At 58.6% G+C, this 18,339-nt stretch carries 17 protein-coding genes; 11 read left to right on the top strand and 6 right to left on the bottom strand.

What is annotated here, in order from left to right; translation table 11 throughout:
• Positions 1 to 3: 3 nt before the first annotated feature.
• The 7 genes from rseP (at position 4) to lpxB (ending at position 7,828) form a co-directional block, all read left to right on the top strand.
• Complete coding sequence (rseP, locus tag BFV97_RS05905; RefSeq protein ID WP_069299403.1) at positions 4 to 1,347, top strand: RIP metalloprotease RseP; 1,344 nt, start codon at positions 4 to 6, stop codon at positions 1,345 to 1,347.
• A 103-nt stretch (positions 1,348 to 1,450) separates the two neighbouring features.
• A complete protein-coding gene (gene bamA, locus BFV97_RS05900; protein ID WP_245667602.1) occupies positions 1,451 to 3,805 on the top strand; it encodes an outer membrane protein assembly factor BamA in 2,355 nt (784 codons plus the stop codon).
• A 12-nt stretch (positions 3,806 to 3,817) separates the two neighbouring features.
• Positions 3,818 to 4,390 carry an OmpH/Skp family outer membrane protein gene (locus BFV97_RS05895; RefSeq protein WP_069299402.1) on the top strand — a complete coding sequence of 191 codons (573 nt, stop codon included), beginning with the start codon at positions 3,818 to 3,820 and terminating at the stop codon, positions 4,388 to 4,390.
• Positions 4,391 to 4,478: 88 nt separating this feature from the next.
• Positions 4,479 to 4,955, top strand: coding sequence for a 3-hydroxyacyl-ACP dehydratase FabZ (gene fabZ / locus BFV97_RS05890; protein ID WP_069299401.1), 477 nt, complete (start codon positions 4,479 to 4,481; stop codon positions 4,953 to 4,955).
• 2 nt (positions 4,956 to 4,957) lie between these two features.
• On the top strand, positions 4,958 to 5,764 hold the full coding sequence (lpxA, locus tag BFV97_RS05885; protein WP_069299400.1) for an acyl-ACP--UDP-N-acetylglucosamine O-acyltransferase: 807 nt from the start codon (positions 4,958 to 4,960) through the stop codon (positions 5,762 to 5,764).
• Between the two features lie 4 nt (positions 5,765 to 5,768).
• Positions 5,769 to 6,653 (top strand): LpxI family protein, encoded by an 885-nt coding sequence (locus BFV97_RS05880; RefSeq protein WP_069299399.1) that lies wholly within the window; start codon positions 5,769 to 5,771, stop codon positions 6,651 to 6,653.
• On the top strand, positions 6,650 to 7,828 hold the full coding sequence (gene lpxB, locus BFV97_RS05875) for a lipid-A-disaccharide synthase (RefSeq protein WP_069299398.1): 1,179 nt from the start codon (positions 6,650 to 6,652) through the stop codon (positions 7,826 to 7,828). Before BFV97_RS05880 ends, lpxB begins: the two co-directional genes overlap by 4 nt.
• A 79-nt stretch (positions 7,829 to 7,907) precedes the next feature.
• Here lpxB and BFV97_RS05870 read toward each other — a convergent pair whose 3' ends face one another.
• Entirely contained in the window at positions 7,908 to 8,378 is a 471-nt protein-coding gene (locus tag BFV97_RS05870; protein ID WP_069299397.1) for a YbaK/EbsC family protein, read from the bottom strand.
• A gap of 14 nt (positions 8,379 to 8,392) precedes the next feature.
• On the opposite strand from BFV97_RS05870, the gene BFV97_RS05865 reads away from it, so the two are divergent.
• Positions 8,393 to 11,218, top strand: coding sequence for a bifunctional [glutamine synthetase] adenylyltransferase/[glutamine synthetase]-adenylyl-L-tyrosine phosphorylase (locus BFV97_RS05865; RefSeq protein ID WP_245667600.1), 2,826 nt, complete (start codon positions 8,393 to 8,395; stop codon positions 11,216 to 11,218).
• Positions 11,219 to 11,282: 64 nt separating this feature from the next.
• The gene (locus tag BFV97_RS05860) at positions 11,283 to 11,558 is read left to right on the top strand and encodes a hypothetical protein (RefSeq protein ID WP_069299396.1); all 276 of its coding nucleotides are present in this window, start codon (positions 11,283 to 11,285) and stop codon (positions 11,556 to 11,558) included.
• Between the two features lie 25 nt (positions 11,559 to 11,583).
• Here BFV97_RS05860 and BFV97_RS05855 read toward each other — a convergent pair whose 3' ends face one another.
• A complete protein-coding gene (locus BFV97_RS05855; RefSeq protein WP_069299395.1) occupies positions 11,584 to 12,966 on the bottom strand; it encodes a M20/M25/M40 family metallo-hydrolase in 1,383 nt (460 codons plus the stop codon).
• 79 nt (positions 12,967 to 13,045) lie between these two features.
• Between BFV97_RS05855 and BFV97_RS05850 the strand changes: the two genes are divergently transcribed.
• On the top strand, positions 13,046 to 14,053 hold the full coding sequence (locus BFV97_RS05850; RefSeq protein WP_108721638.1) for a M23 family metallopeptidase: 1,008 nt from the start codon (positions 13,046 to 13,048) through the stop codon (positions 14,051 to 14,053).
• Between the two features lie 18 nt (positions 14,054 to 14,071).
• Here the strand turns inward: BFV97_RS05850 and BFV97_RS05845 are convergent, their stop codons facing one another.
• Positions 14,072 to 14,374: a DUF6477 family protein gene (locus BFV97_RS05845; protein WP_069299394.1), complete on the bottom strand. Its 303-nt coding sequence runs from the start codon at positions 14,372 to 14,374 to the stop codon at positions 14,072 to 14,074.
• Positions 14,375 to 14,581: 207 nt separating this feature from the next.
• On the opposite strand from BFV97_RS05845, the gene BFV97_RS05840 reads away from it, so the two are divergent.
• Positions 14,582 to 15,673: a DUF6456 domain-containing protein gene (locus tag BFV97_RS05840; protein WP_069299530.1), complete on the top strand. Its 1,092-nt coding sequence runs from the start codon at positions 14,582 to 14,584 to the stop codon at positions 15,671 to 15,673.
• 3 nt (positions 15,674 to 15,676) lie between these two features.
• On the opposite strand, the gene tpiA is transcribed toward BFV97_RS05840, so the two are convergent.
• The 3 genes from tpiA to BFV97_RS05825 form a co-directional block, all read right to left on the bottom strand.
• Positions 15,677 to 16,420, bottom strand: a complete 744-nt coding sequence (gene tpiA / locus BFV97_RS05835; protein ID WP_069299529.1) for a triose-phosphate isomerase — start codon at positions 16,418 to 16,420, stop codon at positions 15,677 to 15,679.
• A 143-nt stretch (positions 16,421 to 16,563) separates the two neighbouring features.
• Entirely contained in the window at positions 16,564 to 16,914 is a 351-nt protein-coding gene (locus BFV97_RS05830) for a HesB/IscA family protein (protein ID WP_069299393.1), read from the bottom strand.
• Positions 16,915 to 17,050: 136 nt separating this feature from the next.
• A complete protein-coding gene (locus BFV97_RS05825) occupies positions 17,051 to 18,274 on the bottom strand; it encodes a glycerophosphodiester phosphodiesterase family protein (protein ID WP_172827901.1) in 1,224 nt (407 codons plus the stop codon).
• Positions 18,275 to 18,339: the final 65 nt, after the last annotated feature.

Genomic DNA, 18,339 nt, shown 5'->3' with positions numbered 1-18,339 from the left:
TCTATGTTCGATTTCCTGTCCTATGTGCCACTGATCGGGGGAACGCTGACCTTTCTGGTGCCGTTCATTATCGTGTTAAGTATCGTGATTTTCATCCACGAGTTCGGTCACTACATCGTAGGGCGCTGGTGCGGCATCCACGCCGAGGCGTTTTCTATGGGCTTTGGTCCGGTGTTAAAGACATGGACCGACAAACGGGGCACCCGCTGGCAGATTGCCGCCTTGCCCTTTGGCGGGTTTGTTAAATTTCTGGGCGACGCGAATGCTGCCAGCGGCGGTGCGGATCGCAGCGCAATCGAGGCTATGCCAGAGTCCCTGCGCGCCCGCACATTCGAGGCAGCCGCCCTGTGGAAACGCGCCCTGACGGTTTTTGCCGGCCCCGGGGCCAACTTTATCCTGTCCATCGTGATCTTCGGCCTGATCGCAATCGGATCCGGCCGCCCATCCCCCGATCTGGTGGTTGGCGAAGTCAAATCCGCCCCGGGTGAGCGCATCGGCCTGCAAGCGGGCGACCAAATCCGCAGCTTTAACGGCCAGCCTGTCACGGTCTGGAAGGACTTTGAAGATTTCAAATACCGCGCCGATGAGAACAGCACCCCGATGTATGGCGTGGTGCGCAACGGCGAAGAACTGACGGTGAGCGGCCCGTTCCCGTGGCTGCCGATCGTATCCTCGGTTAATCCGGTGACGCCTGCGGCAAAGGCCGGTGTGCGGAAGGATGATCTTGTGATTGAAATGGACGGCAAACCGATTGCCTCTTTCTTTGAATTGCAAACCCTTGTGCAGCAAATGACCTCTCGTGAAGTCTCCATGAAGGTATTGCGCGATGCCGAGGTTGTGGACCTTTCGATCACCCCGCGCTCTATGGCTTATGAAAAAGCGGACGGCAGCTTTGGCGAGCGGATGATGATTGGTATCGGGGCAGGGCTGTCGGTGGCCCCTGTCTATGAAACCGTCGGGCTGCTTGGTGCGTTGGATGCGGGTGTCGGGTCGGTCTGGCATCTGGCCAAAACCTTTGTGCGGACCATCAGCGAACTGGTGACAGGCGGTCTGTCGGTCAAGAACCTGCAAGGTCCGGTCGGGATTGCTGTGGCCTCCGGTGACAGTGCCTCGCAAGGACCGTTGGAACTGGTCTTTATGATCGCCTTTATCTCTACCGCAATCGGGTTGATGAACCTGCTGCCCATTCCGATCCTGGACGGCGGGCATCTGGTGATTTTTGCCTATCAGGCGATTTTCCGGCGCCCACCAAGCGACCGCGCCCTACAGGTTGCAATGGGACTGGGGCTTTCGCTCTTGCTGATGTTGATGATTTTCGCCACCTTTAACGACATTATGCGCCTTTGATTTCGGGAACGGTTCGATTAGAAAGGGTGTAGAAAAATTATAAGGTTCGATTAAGACCTTGGGGGTTTGGGACAGTATGAAGACTTCACGGATGTCATTGCGCATGAAACGCAATTTGAAACTCGGTGGTGCAGCTTTGGCGCTTGGCGTTGCGGTGGTGCCGGTGAACAGTGTTATTTCCCTGCAAAGTTCTATGGCTTATGCGCAGGCCACCGCGCGGTTCTCGCGGGTGGATGTTTCAGGGAACGAACGGATTGCTGCGGATACGGTCCGCTCTATCGCAGGTGTGTCTGCGGGCGTCAGCGTGACACCCGGACAGATCAACACAGCCGTCCAGAACCTCTATGCCTCCGGTCTGTTTGAAACGGTTGATGTCCGACCCGAAGGCGGGCGTCTGGTTATTGACGTTGCCGAATACCCGACAATCAATGCCATTGCGATCGAAGGCAACCGCCGGCTGAAGGACGAAGACCTGATCGGGCTGATCGGGTCCACACCACGGCGGGCCTATTCGCCGGCACAGGCCGAAGCGGATACGCAGGCCCTGACCGAGGCATACGCACAGGCCGGTCGTCTGGCTGCACGGATCGACCCCAAGATCATCCGCCGCTCTGACAACCGAGTGGATCTGGTGTTTGAAGTGCGCGAGGGTCGCGTGATTGAGGTCAACCGCATCAGCTTTACCGGCAACCGGAAGTTCTCGGACCGTCGTTTGCGTGGGGCGCTGGAAACCAAACAGGCGGGGCTGTTCCGCACATTGGTGCGCAAGGATACATTCATTCCGGAGCGGTTGGAATTTGACAAGGAAAAGCTGCGGAACTTCTATCTGAAACGGGGCTATATCGACGCGCAGGTCCTGTCCTCTTCTGCTGATTTTGCGCGGGAACGGAATTCTTTCGGCGTAAACTTTCAGGTGCAGGAAGGCCAGCAGTACAGCTTTGGCAAACTGTCCCTCTCCAGTCCGGAGCAGGACGTGAATATCGCAGATTTCCAGTCCGCCATGAAAATCAACGAGGGACGGACCTATAACCCCGAACTGGTTAACACCACGCTGGAGCGGCTGGACGTGATCGCCGCGCAAAAGGGGCTGCCCTTTGTTCAGGCCCGTCCGGTTGTGACCCGCAACGACGACACCCGCACGCTCGATATAAACTTTGAGCTTGCCCGCGGTCAAAAGCGCTTTGTGGAGCGGATCGACATTGAGGGCAACAGCACCACGCTTGACCGTGTGATCCGGCGTGAATTTGAAACCGTTGAAGGCGATCCCTTCAATCCGCGTAAAGTGCAGGAAGCTGCGGACCGCATTCGTGCGCTCGGCTATTTCTCCAACGTAGAGGTGCAATCGCGGCAAGGCTCGGCCCCTGATCAGGTTGTGATTGACGTGAACGTGGAAGAACAATCCACCGGCACGCTGGGCTTTGGTGTCGGTTTTGGCACGGATTCCGGCCTGAGCGGTAACGTCACCCTGACCGAAGACAACTTTCTGGGGCGGGGGCAGTCGGTTGGCCTGTCCATCAGCACCACCAGCGACAACCGCGAATTTTCGTTCAGGTTCACCGAACCCAAGATGTTTGATCGGGATTTGGCGGGGTCTTTGAACTTTGTGTACCGGACCACGAATGATGATGATCTGGATTTCAACACAAGCCGTTTCAGTTTCCGCCCCAGTCTGGCATTCCCGATTGGCGAATATTCCCGACTGAACACCTCGCTGCTGTTTGCCAGCGACGAGGTGATCCCGGACACCGGTTCCTCTCCGTTGATTCAGGCCGAAGCAGGCCGGCGCTCTTCCTTCGGGGTGGGGCTGGGGTACACCTATGACCGGCGGAACTCTCCGATTGATCCTACAGCCGGATTTATCTTCAGCATCGACCAGACACTGGCAGGGCTGGCCGGGGACAGCAAATACTATAAGGCCGTCGCCAACGCCAAAGGCTATCGCAATATCTTCAACGAAGAGGTTGTCCTGTCTGCCGAGCTTGAAGGCGGTTATCTCAAGAGCTTCGGGGGCAATTCGACGAGTATCATCGACAGGTTCCAATTGGGCGGCAACACCCTGCGCGGCTTTGAAGCCTTCGGGATCGGCCCACGGGATGTGTCGGCGGACCCGAACAATCCCGGAACCAACTTTGATGCGGCACTTGGCGGCAACTTTTACGCGCTGGCCCGTCTGGAGGCGAGCTTTCCAATCGGGCTGCCGGAAGAATACGGCATCCACGGGGGGTTGTTCTTTGATGTCGGCAGTCTCTGGGGGCTTGATAACACCACGGCAACGGCAGGGGGCGTGACCACAACAGCGTCTTCCTCTGATTTTGAACTGCGCTCTGCCATCGGGGTTTCGCTGTTCTGGGATACGGCGCTCGGGCCGCTTCGCTTCAACTTTGCCAAGCCGATTGAATATGTCCGTGGTGTAGACAAGACGGAGTCGTTCAACTTTACCATCGACACCCGCTTCTAAGGGATGATGTGGATGACAGGCAGGACGCTGGGTCTTGGCGCGGTTCTTTCAACCTGTCTGCTAATGGCAGGCGGGTCGACGACCGCGCTGGCGCAGACGCGGGATTTTCCGCTTTATAGCCAGTCCTTGCCGATCGTCAGCATCAACCGCGAGGCACTGATCCAGCGGTCCGATCTCGGGCGGCATCTCTCTTCGGTTCTGGCCGAACTGCAAACCGCACTGGTTTCGGAAAACGAAACGCTTGCCGCGACGCTGGAACAGGAAGAACTCGACCTCACAGACTTGCGCAAAACCATGAGCGCGGAAGACTTTGCGCCCATGGCCGAGGCGTTCGACGCCAAGGTTAAAAAGACCCGCAGGGAACAGGACCAGAAATCCGTCGATCTGGCCAGAACGCTGGAATCCATGCGGTTCCGGTTTTTCCGGCAGGCGGAAAGCATCATCGCCCAGTTGATGCAGGAACAGGGCATCGTCTTCGTGCTGGACGAAAGCGCGGTTTGGATGAGTCAGGGCGGCGATGTTACAAACATTGTCATAGAACGGATGAATTCCGCCTATGCAGCGGGTGAAATATCCATCGAATAGGCTTTGGCACGCTGATCTAACGGTGGTTCCTCTGGAACCGCAGCAAGAGGCAGGCTAAGGTTGGTTTTCTAAAACAAAGGAAGAAATAATGGCAGACGGCGAGACCGGCAACACGTTGTTAACCGCGGATATTCAAGAGATCAAACGGATGATCCCCCATCGGTATCCGTTCCTGTTGATCGACCGTGTCAAGGACGTTGACCTGAACAAAAGCGCCGTTGGCATCAAGAATGTCACCTATAACGAGCCGCATTTTCAGGGTCATTTCCCCGCAAGCCCGATCATGCCCGGCGTCACTATCGTCGAAGCTATGGCCCAGACGGCCGCTGTTCTGGTGGTGATGACGCTCGACATGATCGACAACGACATGCTGGTGTATTTCCTGTCCATCGACAAATGCAAGTTCCGCCAGCCTGTTACACCGGGTGATCAGTTGGAACTGCACGTCAAGGTAATCCGTGGTCGTGGCAAACTGTGGCGCTTCTCCGGTGAGGCGATGGTAGATGGCAAGGTTGTTGCTGAAGCCGAATTCAACGCAATGATGGTTCCACCAGAGGATCAGTAAAAATGGCTGTCCATGAAACTGCAACAGTCCACCGGATGGCGGTGGTCGAAGAGGGCGCGGTCGTCGGCCCCGATTGCAAGATCGGCGCTTTTGCCGTGGTCGGGCCGGAGGTCACACTTGGACGCGGGGTTGAACTGAAATCCCACGCCGTTGTCGAAGGCTGGACCGAAATTGGCGATGAAACCGTCATCTTCCCCTTTGCCAGCATCGGCCATATACCGCAGGACCTGAAGTTTGGCGGCGAGCGCACCAAGCTTGAAATCGGCAAACGCAACCGCATCCGCGAGCATGTCACGATGAATCCGGGCACCGAAGGGGGCGGCGGTCTGACCAAAGTGGGCGACGATGGCCTGTTCATGATGAGCGTCCATATCGGTCATGACTGTATCATCGGCAACCATGTGATTCTGGCCAATAACGCCTCGCTTGGCGGGCATTGCATCGTCGAAGATAATGTTGTGATGGGCGCGTTGTCCGGCGTCCACCAGTTCTGTCGCATCGGTAAGGGCGCCATGATCGGTGGTCTGGCGGCTGTGGCGGCGGATGTGATCCCTTACGGCACCGTGCTTGGCGATCGGGCCACGCTGGAAGGATTGAATCTTGTCGGGCTAAAGCGGCGAGGCTATGACAAGAACACCATCAACGGAATGCGCAGTGCCTTCCGGCTGCTGTTTAACGGCACAGGTTCGCTTAAGGAGCGGGCTGCGAGCCTGCAACTGGAATACGCCTCTAATGCGCTGGTTCAGGATGTGACGGATTTCATTCTGGACGAGAGCAGCCGCCACATGACGACGCCCAAAGCGGGCTAGGGGCATGAGCGCGGCGTCGGATCTGAAACCGCTGGCAATTGTCGCGGGCGACGGGGATTTGCCTAAGCTGCTGGCCGAGGAATGCCAGCGATCCGGACGGGACTATGTTCTGGTGCTTTTTGCTGGGTTCTCGCCGGAATGGACCAAAGGTCTCCCGGTGATCGAGGCAGAATTTGAAAAGCCTGCCCGCATGTTCAAAGCGTTGAAAAAGCGCGGTTTCGACCATGTGACCTTTGCCGGTGCCATGCAACGCCCCCAGTTGCGGCCTTTGAAATTCGACTGGAAATTCCTGCGGCTCGCCCCGAGCCTGCTGCCGGCGATGAAGGCAGGGGATGATGTAACCCTGCGCACCATCACCGCCATTTTCCAATCCGAAGGAATAGAGGTTATCGGCGCCCATGATGTGCTTGCAACGCTGCTTGCCCCAAGTGGCGTGCAGACGGTCGCGAAACTGTCCAAAGCGGATTGGATAGACATCAAACGGGGTTTTGACATTGCCGAAGCCTCGGGGCGGCTGGATGTGGGGCAGGGCGCAGTCGTGGCGCAGGGGATTTGCCTTGCGGTTGAGAGCATTCAGGGCACAGACGCCATGTTACGCTTTGTGGCCGAAACGGGCGAGGCTTTCCGGCTCGACAAGAAAGGCGCGAAGGGCGTGTTGTGCAAGCTGCCCAAGCCCGGACAGGACTGGCGCACCGATCTGCCGAGCATTGGCCCCGCCACGATGGAGGCCGCAGCACAGGCCGGACTGGCCGGTGTGGCGGTACAGGCCGGAGGTGTTCTTGTGCTTGGGTTGGAACAGACGATTGCGAAAGCGGACGAATTGGGCCTGTTTCTGGTCGGGGTGGGGCGCGAGGGCGCCGCAGCCGGGCCAGAAGGATCAGGGTCGTGAAGGTCTTTATCCTCGCCGGTGAACCGTCGGGTGACAAGCTGGGCGGTGCGCTGATGGCCGGACTGCGCAGTCTGACGCCGGAGATTTCCTTTCAAGGGGTGGGCGGCGATGCGATGGCGGCGGAAGGGCTGGACAGTCTGTTTGATATGGCGGATCTGTCGGTCATGGGACTGCTGGAGGTTCTGCCCCGCATCCCCAAACTGTTGCGCCGGATCAAGCAGACGGTTGCCGCGGCACAGGCATTTGCGCCGGATGTGCTGATCACCATCGACAGTCCCGATTTCTGCCTGCGCGTGGCCGAGAAGCTGAAACAGAGCCATCCTGATTTGAAGGTTGTGCATTACGTTGCCCCCTCGGTCTGGGCGTGGCGTCCGGAGCGGGCGGAAAAAATGGCCCGCCATGTGGATCATGTGCTTGCACTGCTTCCGTTTGAGCCACCCTACATGACAGCCGCAGGGATGAGTTGCGATTTCGTTGGTCATCCGATCGTGGCAGAACGTCAGCCCGCAGAGCCGGAAACGGCAGCTTTTGCAAAGGAGCTGGGGATAAATCCGGAGTTGCCTGTGGTCTGCCTGTTGCCCGGCTCGCGCAAGGGGGAACTGACGCGTATGGGGCCGATCCACGGCGAGGTTGCCCGCCGGATTGCCATCCATGTCGAGGGCGTGCAATTCATCTTGCCCGCTGCCGGAGCCGTGGTCGATCAGGCCAAGCGGATGGTGGAAACCTGGGAAGTGACGCCGCTGGTGCTCGATCCGCGCGGATTGGGCGTGGCGGAAAACGAGCATCGCAAGCGGATGGTTTTCGCGCTTAGCGACGCAGCGCTTGCGACCTCGGGCACGGTCGCGCTGGAACTTGCGGCGGCGTCCTGTCCGATGGTGGTGGGGTATAAGGCAAATTATCTGACCACGCGCATGGTCAAGAAACTGGCGCAAATTGACACGGCGAACCTGATTAATATCGTTACGCAAACCCGTGAAATACCCGAGTTTCTGTTTGAAGCCTGCACGCCCGACCTGATCGCACCGGCGCTGCTTGCGCTGCTTAAGGACAGGCAGGTTGCAGCGGCACAGAAAGAGGTCTGTGCGCAAACCATGCAGGCGCTTGGACTTGGCGGTGAAGATCCGGGTCTGCGGGCGGCCCGTTCTGTTCTGGCGTTTCTGGATAGCGCGGTTTAGGGGCGGTTTAAGGGCCTGCCGGCCCTCTTGCGCTTTGGCGCAATTCACCCGCGGATATTGGTCCCAAAAAGAGCAGAGGTTACCCTGTAAACGGCGCGGTTTGTGCCCGTGTGACCTGTTGCAAGACCTGTGGGTTGATTGCAAACAGATGGCGCGGGGTTCCGGCCGCGGCCCAGATTTCATCGAACTCCAGCAGGCGCGGGTCGATAAAGGTTCTGATCGGGTTCAGGTGGCCGATGGGAGAGACACCGCCGATGGCAAAACCGGTCTGGCTGCGGATCAGGGCGGCATCCGCCTTGCCCAGCGGCTCGCCCGCAAGCGCCGCCGCCTGATCCCCGTCCACGCGGTTGCCGCCTGCGGTCAGGAACAGGATGGCTGCGCCGCTGGTTTCGCCCCGAAAGATGATGGATTTCGCGATCTGATCCAGCGTGCAACCCTGCGACTCCGCTGCCTGCGCTGCGGTATGGGTGTCGATTGCGGTTTCCACCACAGTGATATTTAGGCCAAGCGACTCTGCGTGGCGTTGGACCCGTTTCAGACTCTTGCTCATGGGAGATTTTTGCGATGAAACGCAAAGGGATGCAACTGCGACTTGACGGTTTTGTGCGATCCGCGCAAGGTCCGGATATGACCTTGGAAACACAGCTAAAATCAGCGCCCGTCCCCTATAACCCCGAACTCGCCGCGGAGGTGCTCGACCGGTTTGCGGATCAGAGCGCTCAGACCCGTGATCTCGTGGGCGGAATGGCTGCGACCAGCAGCTATTTGCGCGGTTTGCTGGAGCGGGAGGCGGACTGGTTTGAGACCGCGCTGAAAGAGCTGCCGGAGGCCTGTTTCGACGGGGTGCTGGCGGCGGTCGATCCGCAGGATGCTGTGGGTCTGGGAGTTGCCTTGCGTCAGGCAAAACGGCGGGTTGCCCTGTTGCTGGCGGCTTGTGATCTGGGCGGCGTCTGGACGCTGGAGCAGGTGACGGACCGACTGACCCGCTTTGCGGATTTTGCCACTGACACGGCGTTACGCTCGCAGATTGCGACCTTGATCGCGCGAAAAAAACTGCCCGGTTGCGGGCCGGAAGACATCGCCGACTGCGCCGGAATTGCGGTACTGGCGATGGGGAAGATGGGCGCTTACGAACTGAATTATTCCTCGGATATCGACCTGATTGTGCTGTTCGACGACGAGCGTCATGCCGATGCGCATATTGATGATGTGCGCATGGCCTTCCAGCGGGCCACGCGCAATATGACCAAACTTCTGTCAGAGGTGACAGCGGAGGGGTATGTGTTCCGCACCGACCTGCGCCTGCGGCCAAATCCATCAGTCACGCCGGTGTGCGTGCCGATGGATGCGGCGGAACGCTACTATGAAAGCGAGGGGCGCACATGGGAGCGGGCCGCCTTTATCAAGGCGCGGCCCTGTGCGGGGGACAAAGCGGCGGGGGCTGCGTTTTTGCAACGGATCACGCCGTTTGTCTGGCGCCGCCACTTGGATTTCGCCGCCATTCAGGACGCTCATGACATGCGGCTGCGTATCCGCGAGCACAAGGGGCTGGGCGGTCCGATCGAAATTGCAGGTCACGATATGAAACTTGGGCGGGGCGGTATTCGCGAGATCGAGTTTTTTGCCCAGACCCAGCAGTTGATCGCAGGCGGGCGCGATCCGGAATTGCGCAGTGCGGGCACGCTCGACGCGCTGGCGGGGCTGGCGCAAAAGGGCTGGGTGCCCGAAGAGGTGGCCGCAACCCTGAGTGCCGCTTACCGCATGCATCGCACCACAGAACACCGCATCCAGATGTTGCGGGATGCCCAGACCCATGTGATGCCGACCAGTGGAGAGGGGCTGGCGCAGGTTGCCAACCTGTCGGGCTGGTCCGATGTGGCGGCGTTTCTGGCCGATCAAACCGCCCGTTTGCAAGGCGTACACGACCGGATCGAAACCCTTTACAACCCCGTTTCCAACGGAGAAACGGCGGAGGAGGGGGTTGTCCTTGATCCGGAATTGCGCGAGCAGATGGACAGTTGGGCGGCGCTGCCTGCCTTGCGCTCGCGCCGGTCTGTCCAGATATTCGAGCGGTTGCGCCCCGAAATCGAACGCCGCATCGCGGGGGTGAAACGGCCGGATTTTACCCTGCGCCAGCTTGATTCCTTCATCCGCCGTTTGCCTGCCGGTGTGCAGTTGTTTTCTTTGTTCGAGGCAAACCCGCAGATACTCGATCTGCTGCTGGATATTTGTTCCACGGCCCCCGGCCTTGCGCAGTATCTGGCCCGCAACACAGGTGTTTTTGATGCAGTGCTAAGCGGCACCTTCTTTGGCGATCTGCCCGATGCCGAACGCTATGTCACAGGGGCAGAGGCAGCCCTGCGCGGCGTGAGCGATTACGAGGATGCGCTGAATACGGCGCGGCGCTGGCAAAAGGAACAGCATTTCCGCATCGGTGTTCTAATGCTGCGCCGTCTGGCCGGACTGGAAGAGGTCGAGCGGGCCTATTCCGATCTTGCCACCGCTGTGATCCGCGTGCTTTTACCGTGGATCGAAGCGGATATTATCCGCCGTTACGGTCGGTTTGCGCAGCAATCTGTCAGCATTCTGGCGATGGGCAAGCTTGGCTCCCGTCAGATGACCGCCAGCAGCGATCTGGACCTGATCCTGCTCTATGATGTGGACGGCGATCAGTCGGACGGGCGTAAGGGGTTGTCCGCGCCCCAGTATTTCGCGCGGCTGACGAAGGGAATGATCATGGCGCTGTCCTCCCCGATGGCGGAAGGCGAACTCTACGAGGTGGACATGCGCCTTCGCCCGAGCGGTCGGCAGGGGCCGGTGGCAACTTCTGTCAACGGGTTTGCGGCCTATCAACGGGACGAAGCCTGGACATGGGAGCATCTAGCCCTGACCCGCGGGCGCGTGATCGCGGGTGACAGCACCAAGGTGGATGCTGTGCGCGACATGGTCATTGCCAAGGAACGCCGGCCCGAATTGGTGCGCGAGGACGTGGCCGCCATGCGTGCGCGGCTGGCGGCGGCCAAGGGCAGCCGCGCCTCGGTCTGGGAGGTCAAAGACATCGCGGGCGGCATTCTCGATATTGAATTGATAGCCCAGATGGTTGCACTTCTAGAGGGTAGCGACGCCCGTGATCCCCGCAAGCAGCTTGCTGCTGCATCAAATCCCGAGGTGGCAGCGCTGGCAGAGGTGCACCGTCTGCTTTGTACCGTGCAACAGGCGCAGCGGCTGGTGATCGAGGGGCGGTTCGATCCGGACAAGCTTGGCACCGATGGAATGGGTTTTGTGGTCGGCTTTGCCGGTTTTGACAGTGCCGAGGCACTGGAAAAAGCGATTCTGACGCAGTGTTCCCAGGCGGAAACGGTGATTGCGCGGATTCTGACTCCGGAGTGACGTCTATGGAATTGTTTTTCACCGGAGCGGCTGCTAACCGGAAGGGCGAACAGGAGACAGTACAATGGTTTTCAAAGGCAATCTGGATATCGACCCCCGCGGCCTGATCTACGAGGCGTATCGCCTTGATATTGGACCGGAAGAATGCCGCAGCATCTTTTTGGACTGGGCAATGGGAACGCAGCTTGGCGCGGATATGACCGCCATGCTGCACAGCTTGCTCGATGAATATGCAGGCAACGCCCCTGATCATGCCATGACGCAGGTTTTGCGCGAGGGTCTGCAAAAGATGGACCGTCCCTTGGGGCGGCAGGGCGGACGGGCGCGCCGCATTTCCTGACAGCGGCGGCGCCCTTTAAGCCGTCTTATCCGGCGTTGCGGGACAGGGAATCAAGGATCCGCGCCCAACTGCGGATGCCTTTGTGAAACGAGCGCAGGTCATATTTTTCGTTGGGGCTGTGGATCTGGTCATCATCCTGCCCGAACCCGATCAGCATGGACTCTGTGCCAAGGATCTTCTGAAAGTGTCCTGCAATCGGGATGGAACCGCCGCAGCCCACATAAACCCCGTCGTTTTCCCATTCGTCCGAAAGCGCCGTGCGGGCGGCTTCAAAGGCGGGGTGGTTGATTTCCATATTGGATGCCGGAGCAGCGCCGTAGTCGATAAAATCCACGCTGCAATCTGCGGGCAGATGCGTGCGGATATGGTCCTGAAACGCGGCGCGGATTTTATGGGGGTCTTGCGTGCCAACCAGCCGGAAGCTGACCTTTGCGTGGGCTTGGGACGGGATCACGGTTTTGGACCCTTCGCCGGTATAACCGCCCCAAATGCCGTTCACGTCACAGGTCGGGCGTGACCAGATTTGTTCAATCGCAGAGCGGTCTTTTTCGCCTGCCGGAACGCTTAGCCCGACATCGCCAAGGAAGCTCTCCGCGCTCCAGTCCAGATTGCGCCATTGCTCGGCCACCTGTTCGGGCAGTTCGGGCACACCGTCATAAAAACCGGGCAGGGTGACAGCGCCATCGTCGTCATGCAGGGCGGCCAGTGCCTTGTTCAGCACACGGATCGGGTTGCGGGCGGGGCCGCCGAACATGCCGGAATGCAAATCCTTGCTTGGTCCGGTAATTGTCACTTGCTGGCCAACCAACCCGCGCAACATGGTCACGATCGACGGGGTTTTCGGCGTCACCATGCCGGTGTCACAGATCAGTGTAATGTCGGATTTCAGTTCCTCTGCGTTCTCCTTGAGAAAGGGCACAAGGGAGGGCGAGCCGGATTCCTCTTCGCCTTCAAAAAAGATCGAAACCTTCACGGGCAACGATCCGGTCACGGCTTTCCATGCGCGGCAGGCCTCTAGGAAAGTCATCAACTGGCCCTTGTCATCAGACGACCCGCGCCCGCGAATGACCTTGCCATTGGGGGTGTCTTCTATGGCGGGTTCAAACGGGGGATTGTCCCAAAGCTCAAGCGGATCAACGGGTTGCACGTCATAGTGGCCGTAGAACGTGACGTGAATGCCGTCCCCGTCCTGATGGCCGATAACCATCGGGTGGCCGGGTGTCGGGCGTTTGGATGCGTCAAAGCCAAGGCTCTCCAGATCCTGAACCAGCCAGTCTGCGGCCTTGTCGCATTCCTCTTTATAGGCGGAATCGGTTGAGATCGACTGGATGCGCAGCAGGTCCAGCAAACGGTCCTGAGCCTTGTCCTGATCGGCGTCAATATGGGCGAGAACGGAGTCGAGTGACATCATACGGCCTTTCGGTGTTTGTATTCGGATTGAAAAAACTACACACTGTTTCCAAGCGGAATTAAAGGGCAATTGGCGAATGATGTCTGAAATCTTAAAGCGACTGGCCAAAGCGGTTTTCCTTGGACTTGCCGTAAGTGGCAGCACGGGCGCAAGCGCAGATCCGGTGTTCCGCCAGCCCATTGATTGCAGCTTGGGCGAGACCTGTGAAATCCAGCAGTTCATGGATCATGACGCGGGCGAAGGCAGCCGCGACTTTGCCTGTGGCGGTGCCAGCTACGACGGGCACAAAGGCACTGATTTCCGCGTGTCCGTCCCGATGATGGATGCAGGCGTTGCCGTTCTGGCCGCGGCGGACGGGGTGGTGATGGGGTTGCGGGATTCCATGACAGACCGCCGCATCGTGCTGCCCGAAGACAGGGAAGCGGTAGAAGGCAAGGAATGTGGTAACGGTGTTGTTTTGCGCCATGGCGAGGGGTGGGAAACCCAGTATTGCCACATGAAACTCGGCTCGGTGCGCGTGGAAAAGGGCCAACAGGTCAAAGCGGGCGACCCCTTGGGCGAAGTGGGCCTGTCGGGAAAGACCCAATTCCCCCATCTGCATCTGTCGGTGCGCAAGGACGGGGTGCCCGTTGACCCTTTCGCGCCAGAATCCGGCGACGATACATGCACCTACAATGCCAACGGCACGCTTTGGGACGATGGTTTTGCGCAGGCGTTCACCTATCAGCCGGTCAAGGTGATCGACCTTGGGCTTGCGGATCGGGCGCTGGATCTGCGGGACGTGGCGGACGGGCGTTGGTCTGATTTCACCATCAGAAAAGACGCGCCGCTTGTGGTTTTCGGGCTGGCGGTAAACGGACAAAAAGGCGACCGGCTGCAACTGGTGCTGGACGGCCCGAGCGGAACGATTGTTGATATCACACAGGACGGTCTGGGCAAGCCGCAGGCGCAGTGGTTCGCCTTTGCCGGTAAACGCCAGCCCGCCGGTGGCTGGACAGAGGGCCGTTATGAAATGACAGTGCGGGTGTTGCGCGGTGACATAACCTTGCATGAACGCACCAACACTGTCGAACTGGCCCCCTGACAGAGCTGTTTTTCCGGATCAGTTGGGTTTGACGACCCTGAGATCGGGCAGCGGCAGACGGAACTCGCCCAACAATGCCGTTAACACGCGGATGTGTTTCTGGATGCTGTAACTTGCCGCACCGTCCTTACGTTCGGATTCCAGCAAGGCCTCGTGACGCAAGAGCGTTTCAATTGCGAAGGCGCGGTCGGGTGTGCGGTTGCTGCCTGTAATAGAGCGCAGATCTGCGTCGCGCCGGTAATGGGCCAGCCCCAATCGGGCCGCACTGATCAGGATCTTCGGGCGGCGCAAATTGCTTAATATTTGGTGTGATTCGGTCATAATAAATTCCTTTCACACCTTGCTTAACCACAAAGAAACAACCGTTGCGCGAAACGGATTTCACAGAGCGGTGGGTAAACCTGAATTTATCGTTTGGAAACAATAGCTGTGTTTTGTGGATAACTTTAACTAAGTTTTCAACAAATCAACCCCTAGTGGCTTAAGCCCTCGCTATTTCAGGGTAAGCAAAACATGGAATCCAAGCGAATGCAGAGACAACACAAACAGACAGAGACAGTAAAACCACGAGGAAACCTCGAAGAAGCCGCAGCCAGCTATCTGGCCCATGTGGTTAACGGAGAGAGCATCCGTTCAATCGCACAGGACAAGAATGTGCATCCGTCCACCATCATGCGTCGCATCCGCAAGATCGAAACCATGCGGGATGATCCGGTGCTTGACCAATACCTTAACAGCGCCGTGGTGCGGGGGGAGAAACGGGTCGAACCGCTCCGGCCTGCGGGATCGGGGACGGGACCTGAAACCCTGACGGACGGGGAAAAGACCCTGCTGCGGCGGCTGGGAGAGTCCGGAGCGCAACTGGTGGTGTCCAAAGGGTTGAAAAAGGCGATGGTGATGCGCACCAATCCCGACAAAACCCAAAGCCGGACAGCGGTTGTGAACGCCCATCTTGCCGGATCTTCCGTGATCAAAGACTGGCTGCGCTGCGTGAAAACCGGCCGGATTTCGCTTTATGAAATCACCGAAGCGGGGCGGGCGGCGTTGAAACGCGCCATTGCGCAGGATACGATCCGTGGCAGGCCGCAAAGCGGAGCTGGCGAATCTGCGACCGTTTACAGCGAGCAACACAAAGAATGGGGGGAGCGGGTGATCCACGACCCCGACCGCGGGATGGAGCGCAAACGCGTTAATCTGCGCGAAAGCCCGTTAACCGTACTCGGGCGCAAAAAGGACCGATCCGGTCGTCCTTTCCTGAACGGAGAACTGATTGCGGCGGGGGATCGTCTGCGAGAGGACTTTGAACTGGCGCAAATGGGACCGCGTGTCGGGCAGAACTGGGATCGTTTTCTGACCGGCGGGCAGCGGGGCAGTTTTAACAGCAACGCCGGCGGTTCCAATGCCGCACAGGACCGGCTGAGCGCTGCGCTGACTGCGCTCGGGCCGGGGCTGGATGACATTGCCCTGCGCTGCTGCTGCTTTCTCGAAGGATTGGAAACGGCAGAGAAAAAGCTCGGCTGGTCGGCGCGATCAGGCAAGATCGTCCTGCGCATCGCATTGCAACGGCTGCAGGACTATTACGAAACACAGACCGGAAGCGACTCTCGCCTGATTGGATGAGGATCAGCCGTCGAGTGCTTTTACGATGTGGTAAAAATCCGATGCCTTCAAAGAGGCGCCGCCCACCAGCCCGCCGTCCACATTGGCAATTCCGGCAATATCGCGGGCGTTCTTCGGGTTCATGGAACCGCCATAGACGATCCGCATGTCCTGCGCCTCGGGCCCGAACCGTTTAACCAGCGCCTCGCGGATAAATCCGTGAACCTCGCCAATTTCCTCCAGTGTCGGGGTCTTGCCGGTGCCAATGGCCCAAACAGGCTCATAGGCGATCACAAGGGTTTCGGGGCTCGCACCATCGGGTGTGGACTCCTGCAACTGGCGTCCGACGACCTCTAGGGTTTGACCCGCCTCGCGCTGCTCCAGCGTTTCCCCGATGCACACAATCGCAGTCAGACCGGAGTCCCATGCAGCAAGGGTTTTGGCCCGTACCAGCGCATCGGTTTCACCATAAGTGGCCCGCCGTTCGGAATGGCCGAGGATCACATAGCTGGCACCCGTATCCGCCAGCATCGGGGCGGAAATATCGCCGGTATGGGCACCGGCGGAATTTTCGTGGCAGTCCTGACCGCCCACTTCGATCTGCATGTCATCGCAGACCTTAACCATAGACCGGATCAGTGTGGCAGGGGGGCAGATGACAATGTCACAGGCCGCATCGGGGCAGGCATCGTGCAGGGCTCGGACCTCGTCCAGAGCCTGACGCAGACCATTCATTTTCCAGTTACCGGCGGCGAGTTTTTTAGGCATGTCGTTGCGTCCCATCCCGTTGAATTTGCGCCCCTTTGCACGGGCATTTCGGGATCATTTACCGCAAAAGCAGCGGGACACCAAGGGTATTGGCGTCCGCCTTATGCAGAATGGGACAAAAAACCGCCCGACAGGGCGCGGCTCTACATGCCGTCGAATTTGATGGATTCGCCGCAGCCGCAGGCCTCGGTAACATTGGGGTTGTTGAACTTGAAACCCGCTTCCAGCAAGGAAACCTCATAGTCGATTTCCGTGCCGAACAGGAACATTTGGGCCATTGGTGCGATCATCACGCGGGCACCTTCCTGTTCCACCACTTCGTCCATCGGGTCCACTTCGTCCACGTATTCCATCGTGTATTCCATACCCGCACAGCCGCCCTTCTTCACGCCGATGCGCAGGCCTTTTTTGTCGCCTGCATTCATCAGTTTGACGATTTGCGCTGCGGCTTTGTCGGTGATCGACACAGCCTGTTTTCCCGGAATTCCAAACATGTCAGTCTTTCGAAGCTTGTTACGGGTCTAATATAGGGGCTGCTGCCCTAAAAGAGAACCCCGCAGCGGACTGCGGGGCGCATTGGTAACGCGACTGTGCGAAACGGCAAAGATCCTGTGACAGTCGGGCAGGGGATCAGCTCGGGCTGTTCAATTCCATGCAGTTTGCATAGTAAGTCGTGGTTGCAGGCCAGTCGGAGAACATGCCTTCGATCCCGACCTGTTGTGCCAGAACATCAAGAGCCTCAAAGTACATGCCGTCACTGGTTGTCGCATCCTTGACGGATTTGAAATACCAGCCGCCGCCATTGGCCAGCGGGCCGGAACGTTCGAGCGACCATGCAATGATTTTCAGGTCTGCGGCTTTGGCTTCCTTGGCGTATACGCTTGGCACAACCTGACCGTCTTTCAGGGTCAGCAGCATCCAGATCGGCGGGGCGATATAGTTTACGCCCATCTCTTTCAGCTCGGCCATTGTCGGCTTGAACGTGGCCGGATCATTCGGGTCGATCAGGCCCTCGTCGTCATCATGGGCTTCGTAGCGGTCGTCCAGATATACCGCCTGCTTGCCAAATTCCGGTTCGTTTTCAATCCAGTAGAGCACATCGCTCAGGTTAAAGGACTGGGCCCAGACATCCGAAGCCGGAACGCCTGCCGCTTTGTATTCGTCGATCATCTTCTGCGCGTAGTCTTCTTGAGTGAAGCCGTTGAAGGGCATTTCAACCGAAGGGGCTTTCAGTTCCGGAGTGAATTTCACGCCCAATTCCTGCATCAGAGCAATGGATTCGGCGTGGGTCATCAGCGTGCCTTTGGTGGCATAGAGATCCGTGCGCCAGCCAGCGGTTCCGTCGAGATATTCCAGCGCTGTGGTGGCCTTTTTGTTGGCCCCGTCCATTTTCGCATTCAGGGTTTTGAACTCGGCCAGTGTGATGTCTGACGCGCGGCACTCGGCCTGTGCTGCGTCATCGCCATTGGCTGGTGCAAAGGGTGTGGTGCATTTGCTGCCAAGATCGGTGGCGACGATGTTTGTTGTGGTATGCATATCGTTCTGGGCGTGGCGGCAGACCAGTTCCTGATCGGCGGTAAATGTCACGTCACATTCAACAATTCCAGCCCCCATCAGCGCGGCGGCTTTGTAGGATTCGTTCGTATGTTCGGGGAACATCAGCGGCGCACCGCGGTGGCCGATAGAGAAATCATGCTTCTGGAAATCCATTCCGGCGCAGGATTGCAGCTTGGATTTCAGCGCACCCTCTGCCATCTGGTCAATCAGATAAGCGGGGCGGGGGCCGAGTTGTATGGATTGTGCCGCTGCAATCGCGGGCACGAGGGATAAGGCGAGTGTCGTTATACGCAGCATTGATGTCTCCTGTATTCACTGGTGCCGCCTATGTGCGGGCCAAGTGTGACAGGGCATCTCATACG

The sequence above is a fragment of the Neptunicoccus sediminis genome (assembly GCF_001719615.1).
Classification (GTDB): domain Bacteria; phylum Pseudomonadota; class Alphaproteobacteria; order Rhodobacterales; family Rhodobacteraceae; genus Amylibacter; species Amylibacter sediminis.
The sequence above is the reverse complement of the archived record's forward strand: the minus strand, read 5'-3'. Positions and strand labels throughout refer to the sequence as shown.

Coding starts and splice junctions, on each gene's coding strand:
- BFV97_RS05895 (WP_069299402.1), top strand. CDS start 3,818: ATGACAGGCAGGACGCTGGGTCTTGGCGCGGTTCTTTCAACCTGTCTG.
- BFV97_RS05880 (WP_069299399.1), top strand. CDS start 5,769: ATGAGCGCGGCGTCGGATCTGAAACCGCTGGCAATTGTCGCGGGCGAC.
- BFV97_RS05855 (WP_069299395.1), bottom strand. CDS start 12,966: ATGTCACTCGACTCCGTTCTCGCCCATATTGACGCCGATCAGGACAAG.
- BFV97_RS05830 (WP_069299393.1), bottom strand. CDS start 16,914: ATGTTTGGAATTCCGGGAAAACAGGCTGTGTCGATCACCGACAAAGCC.
- BFV97_RS05870 (WP_069299397.1), bottom strand. CDS start 8,378: ATGAGCAAGAGTCTGAAACGGGTCCAACGCCACGCAGAGTCGCTTGGC.
- BFV97_RS05860 (WP_069299396.1), top strand. CDS start 11,283: ATGGTTTTCAAAGGCAATCTGGATATCGACCCCCGCGGCCTGATCTAC.
- fabZ (WP_069299401.1), top strand. CDS start 4,479: ATGGCAGACGGCGAGACCGGCAACACGTTGTTAACCGCGGATATTCAA.
- bamA (WP_245667602.1), top strand. CDS start 1,451: ATGAAACGCAATTTGAAACTCGGTGGTGCAGCTTTGGCGCTTGGCGTT.
- lpxA (WP_069299400.1), top strand. CDS start 4,958: ATGGCTGTCCATGAAACTGCAACAGTCCACCGGATGGCGGTGGTCGAA.
- BFV97_RS05845 (WP_069299394.1), bottom strand. CDS start 14,374: ATGACCGAATCACACCAAATATTAAGCAATTTGCGCCGCCCGAAGATC.
- rseP (WP_069299403.1), top strand. CDS start 4: ATGTTCGATTTCCTGTCCTATGTGCCACTGATCGGGGGAACGCTGACC.
- BFV97_RS05865 (WP_245667600.1), top strand. CDS start 8,393: ATGAAACGCAAAGGGATGCAACTGCGACTTGACGGTTTTGTGCGATCC.
- BFV97_RS05840 (WP_069299530.1), top strand. CDS start 14,582: ATGCAGAGACAACACAAACAGACAGAGACAGTAAAACCACGAGGAAAC.
- tpiA (WP_069299529.1), bottom strand. CDS start 16,420: ATGCCTAAAAAACTCGCCGCCGGTAACTGGAAAATGAATGGTCTGCGT.
- BFV97_RS05825 (WP_172827901.1), bottom strand. CDS start 18,274: ATGCTGCGTATAACGACACTCGCCTTATCCCTCGTGCCCGCGATTGCA.
- BFV97_RS05850 (WP_108721638.1), top strand. CDS start 13,046: ATGATGTCTGAAATCTTAAAGCGACTGGCCAAAGCGGTTTTCCTTGGA.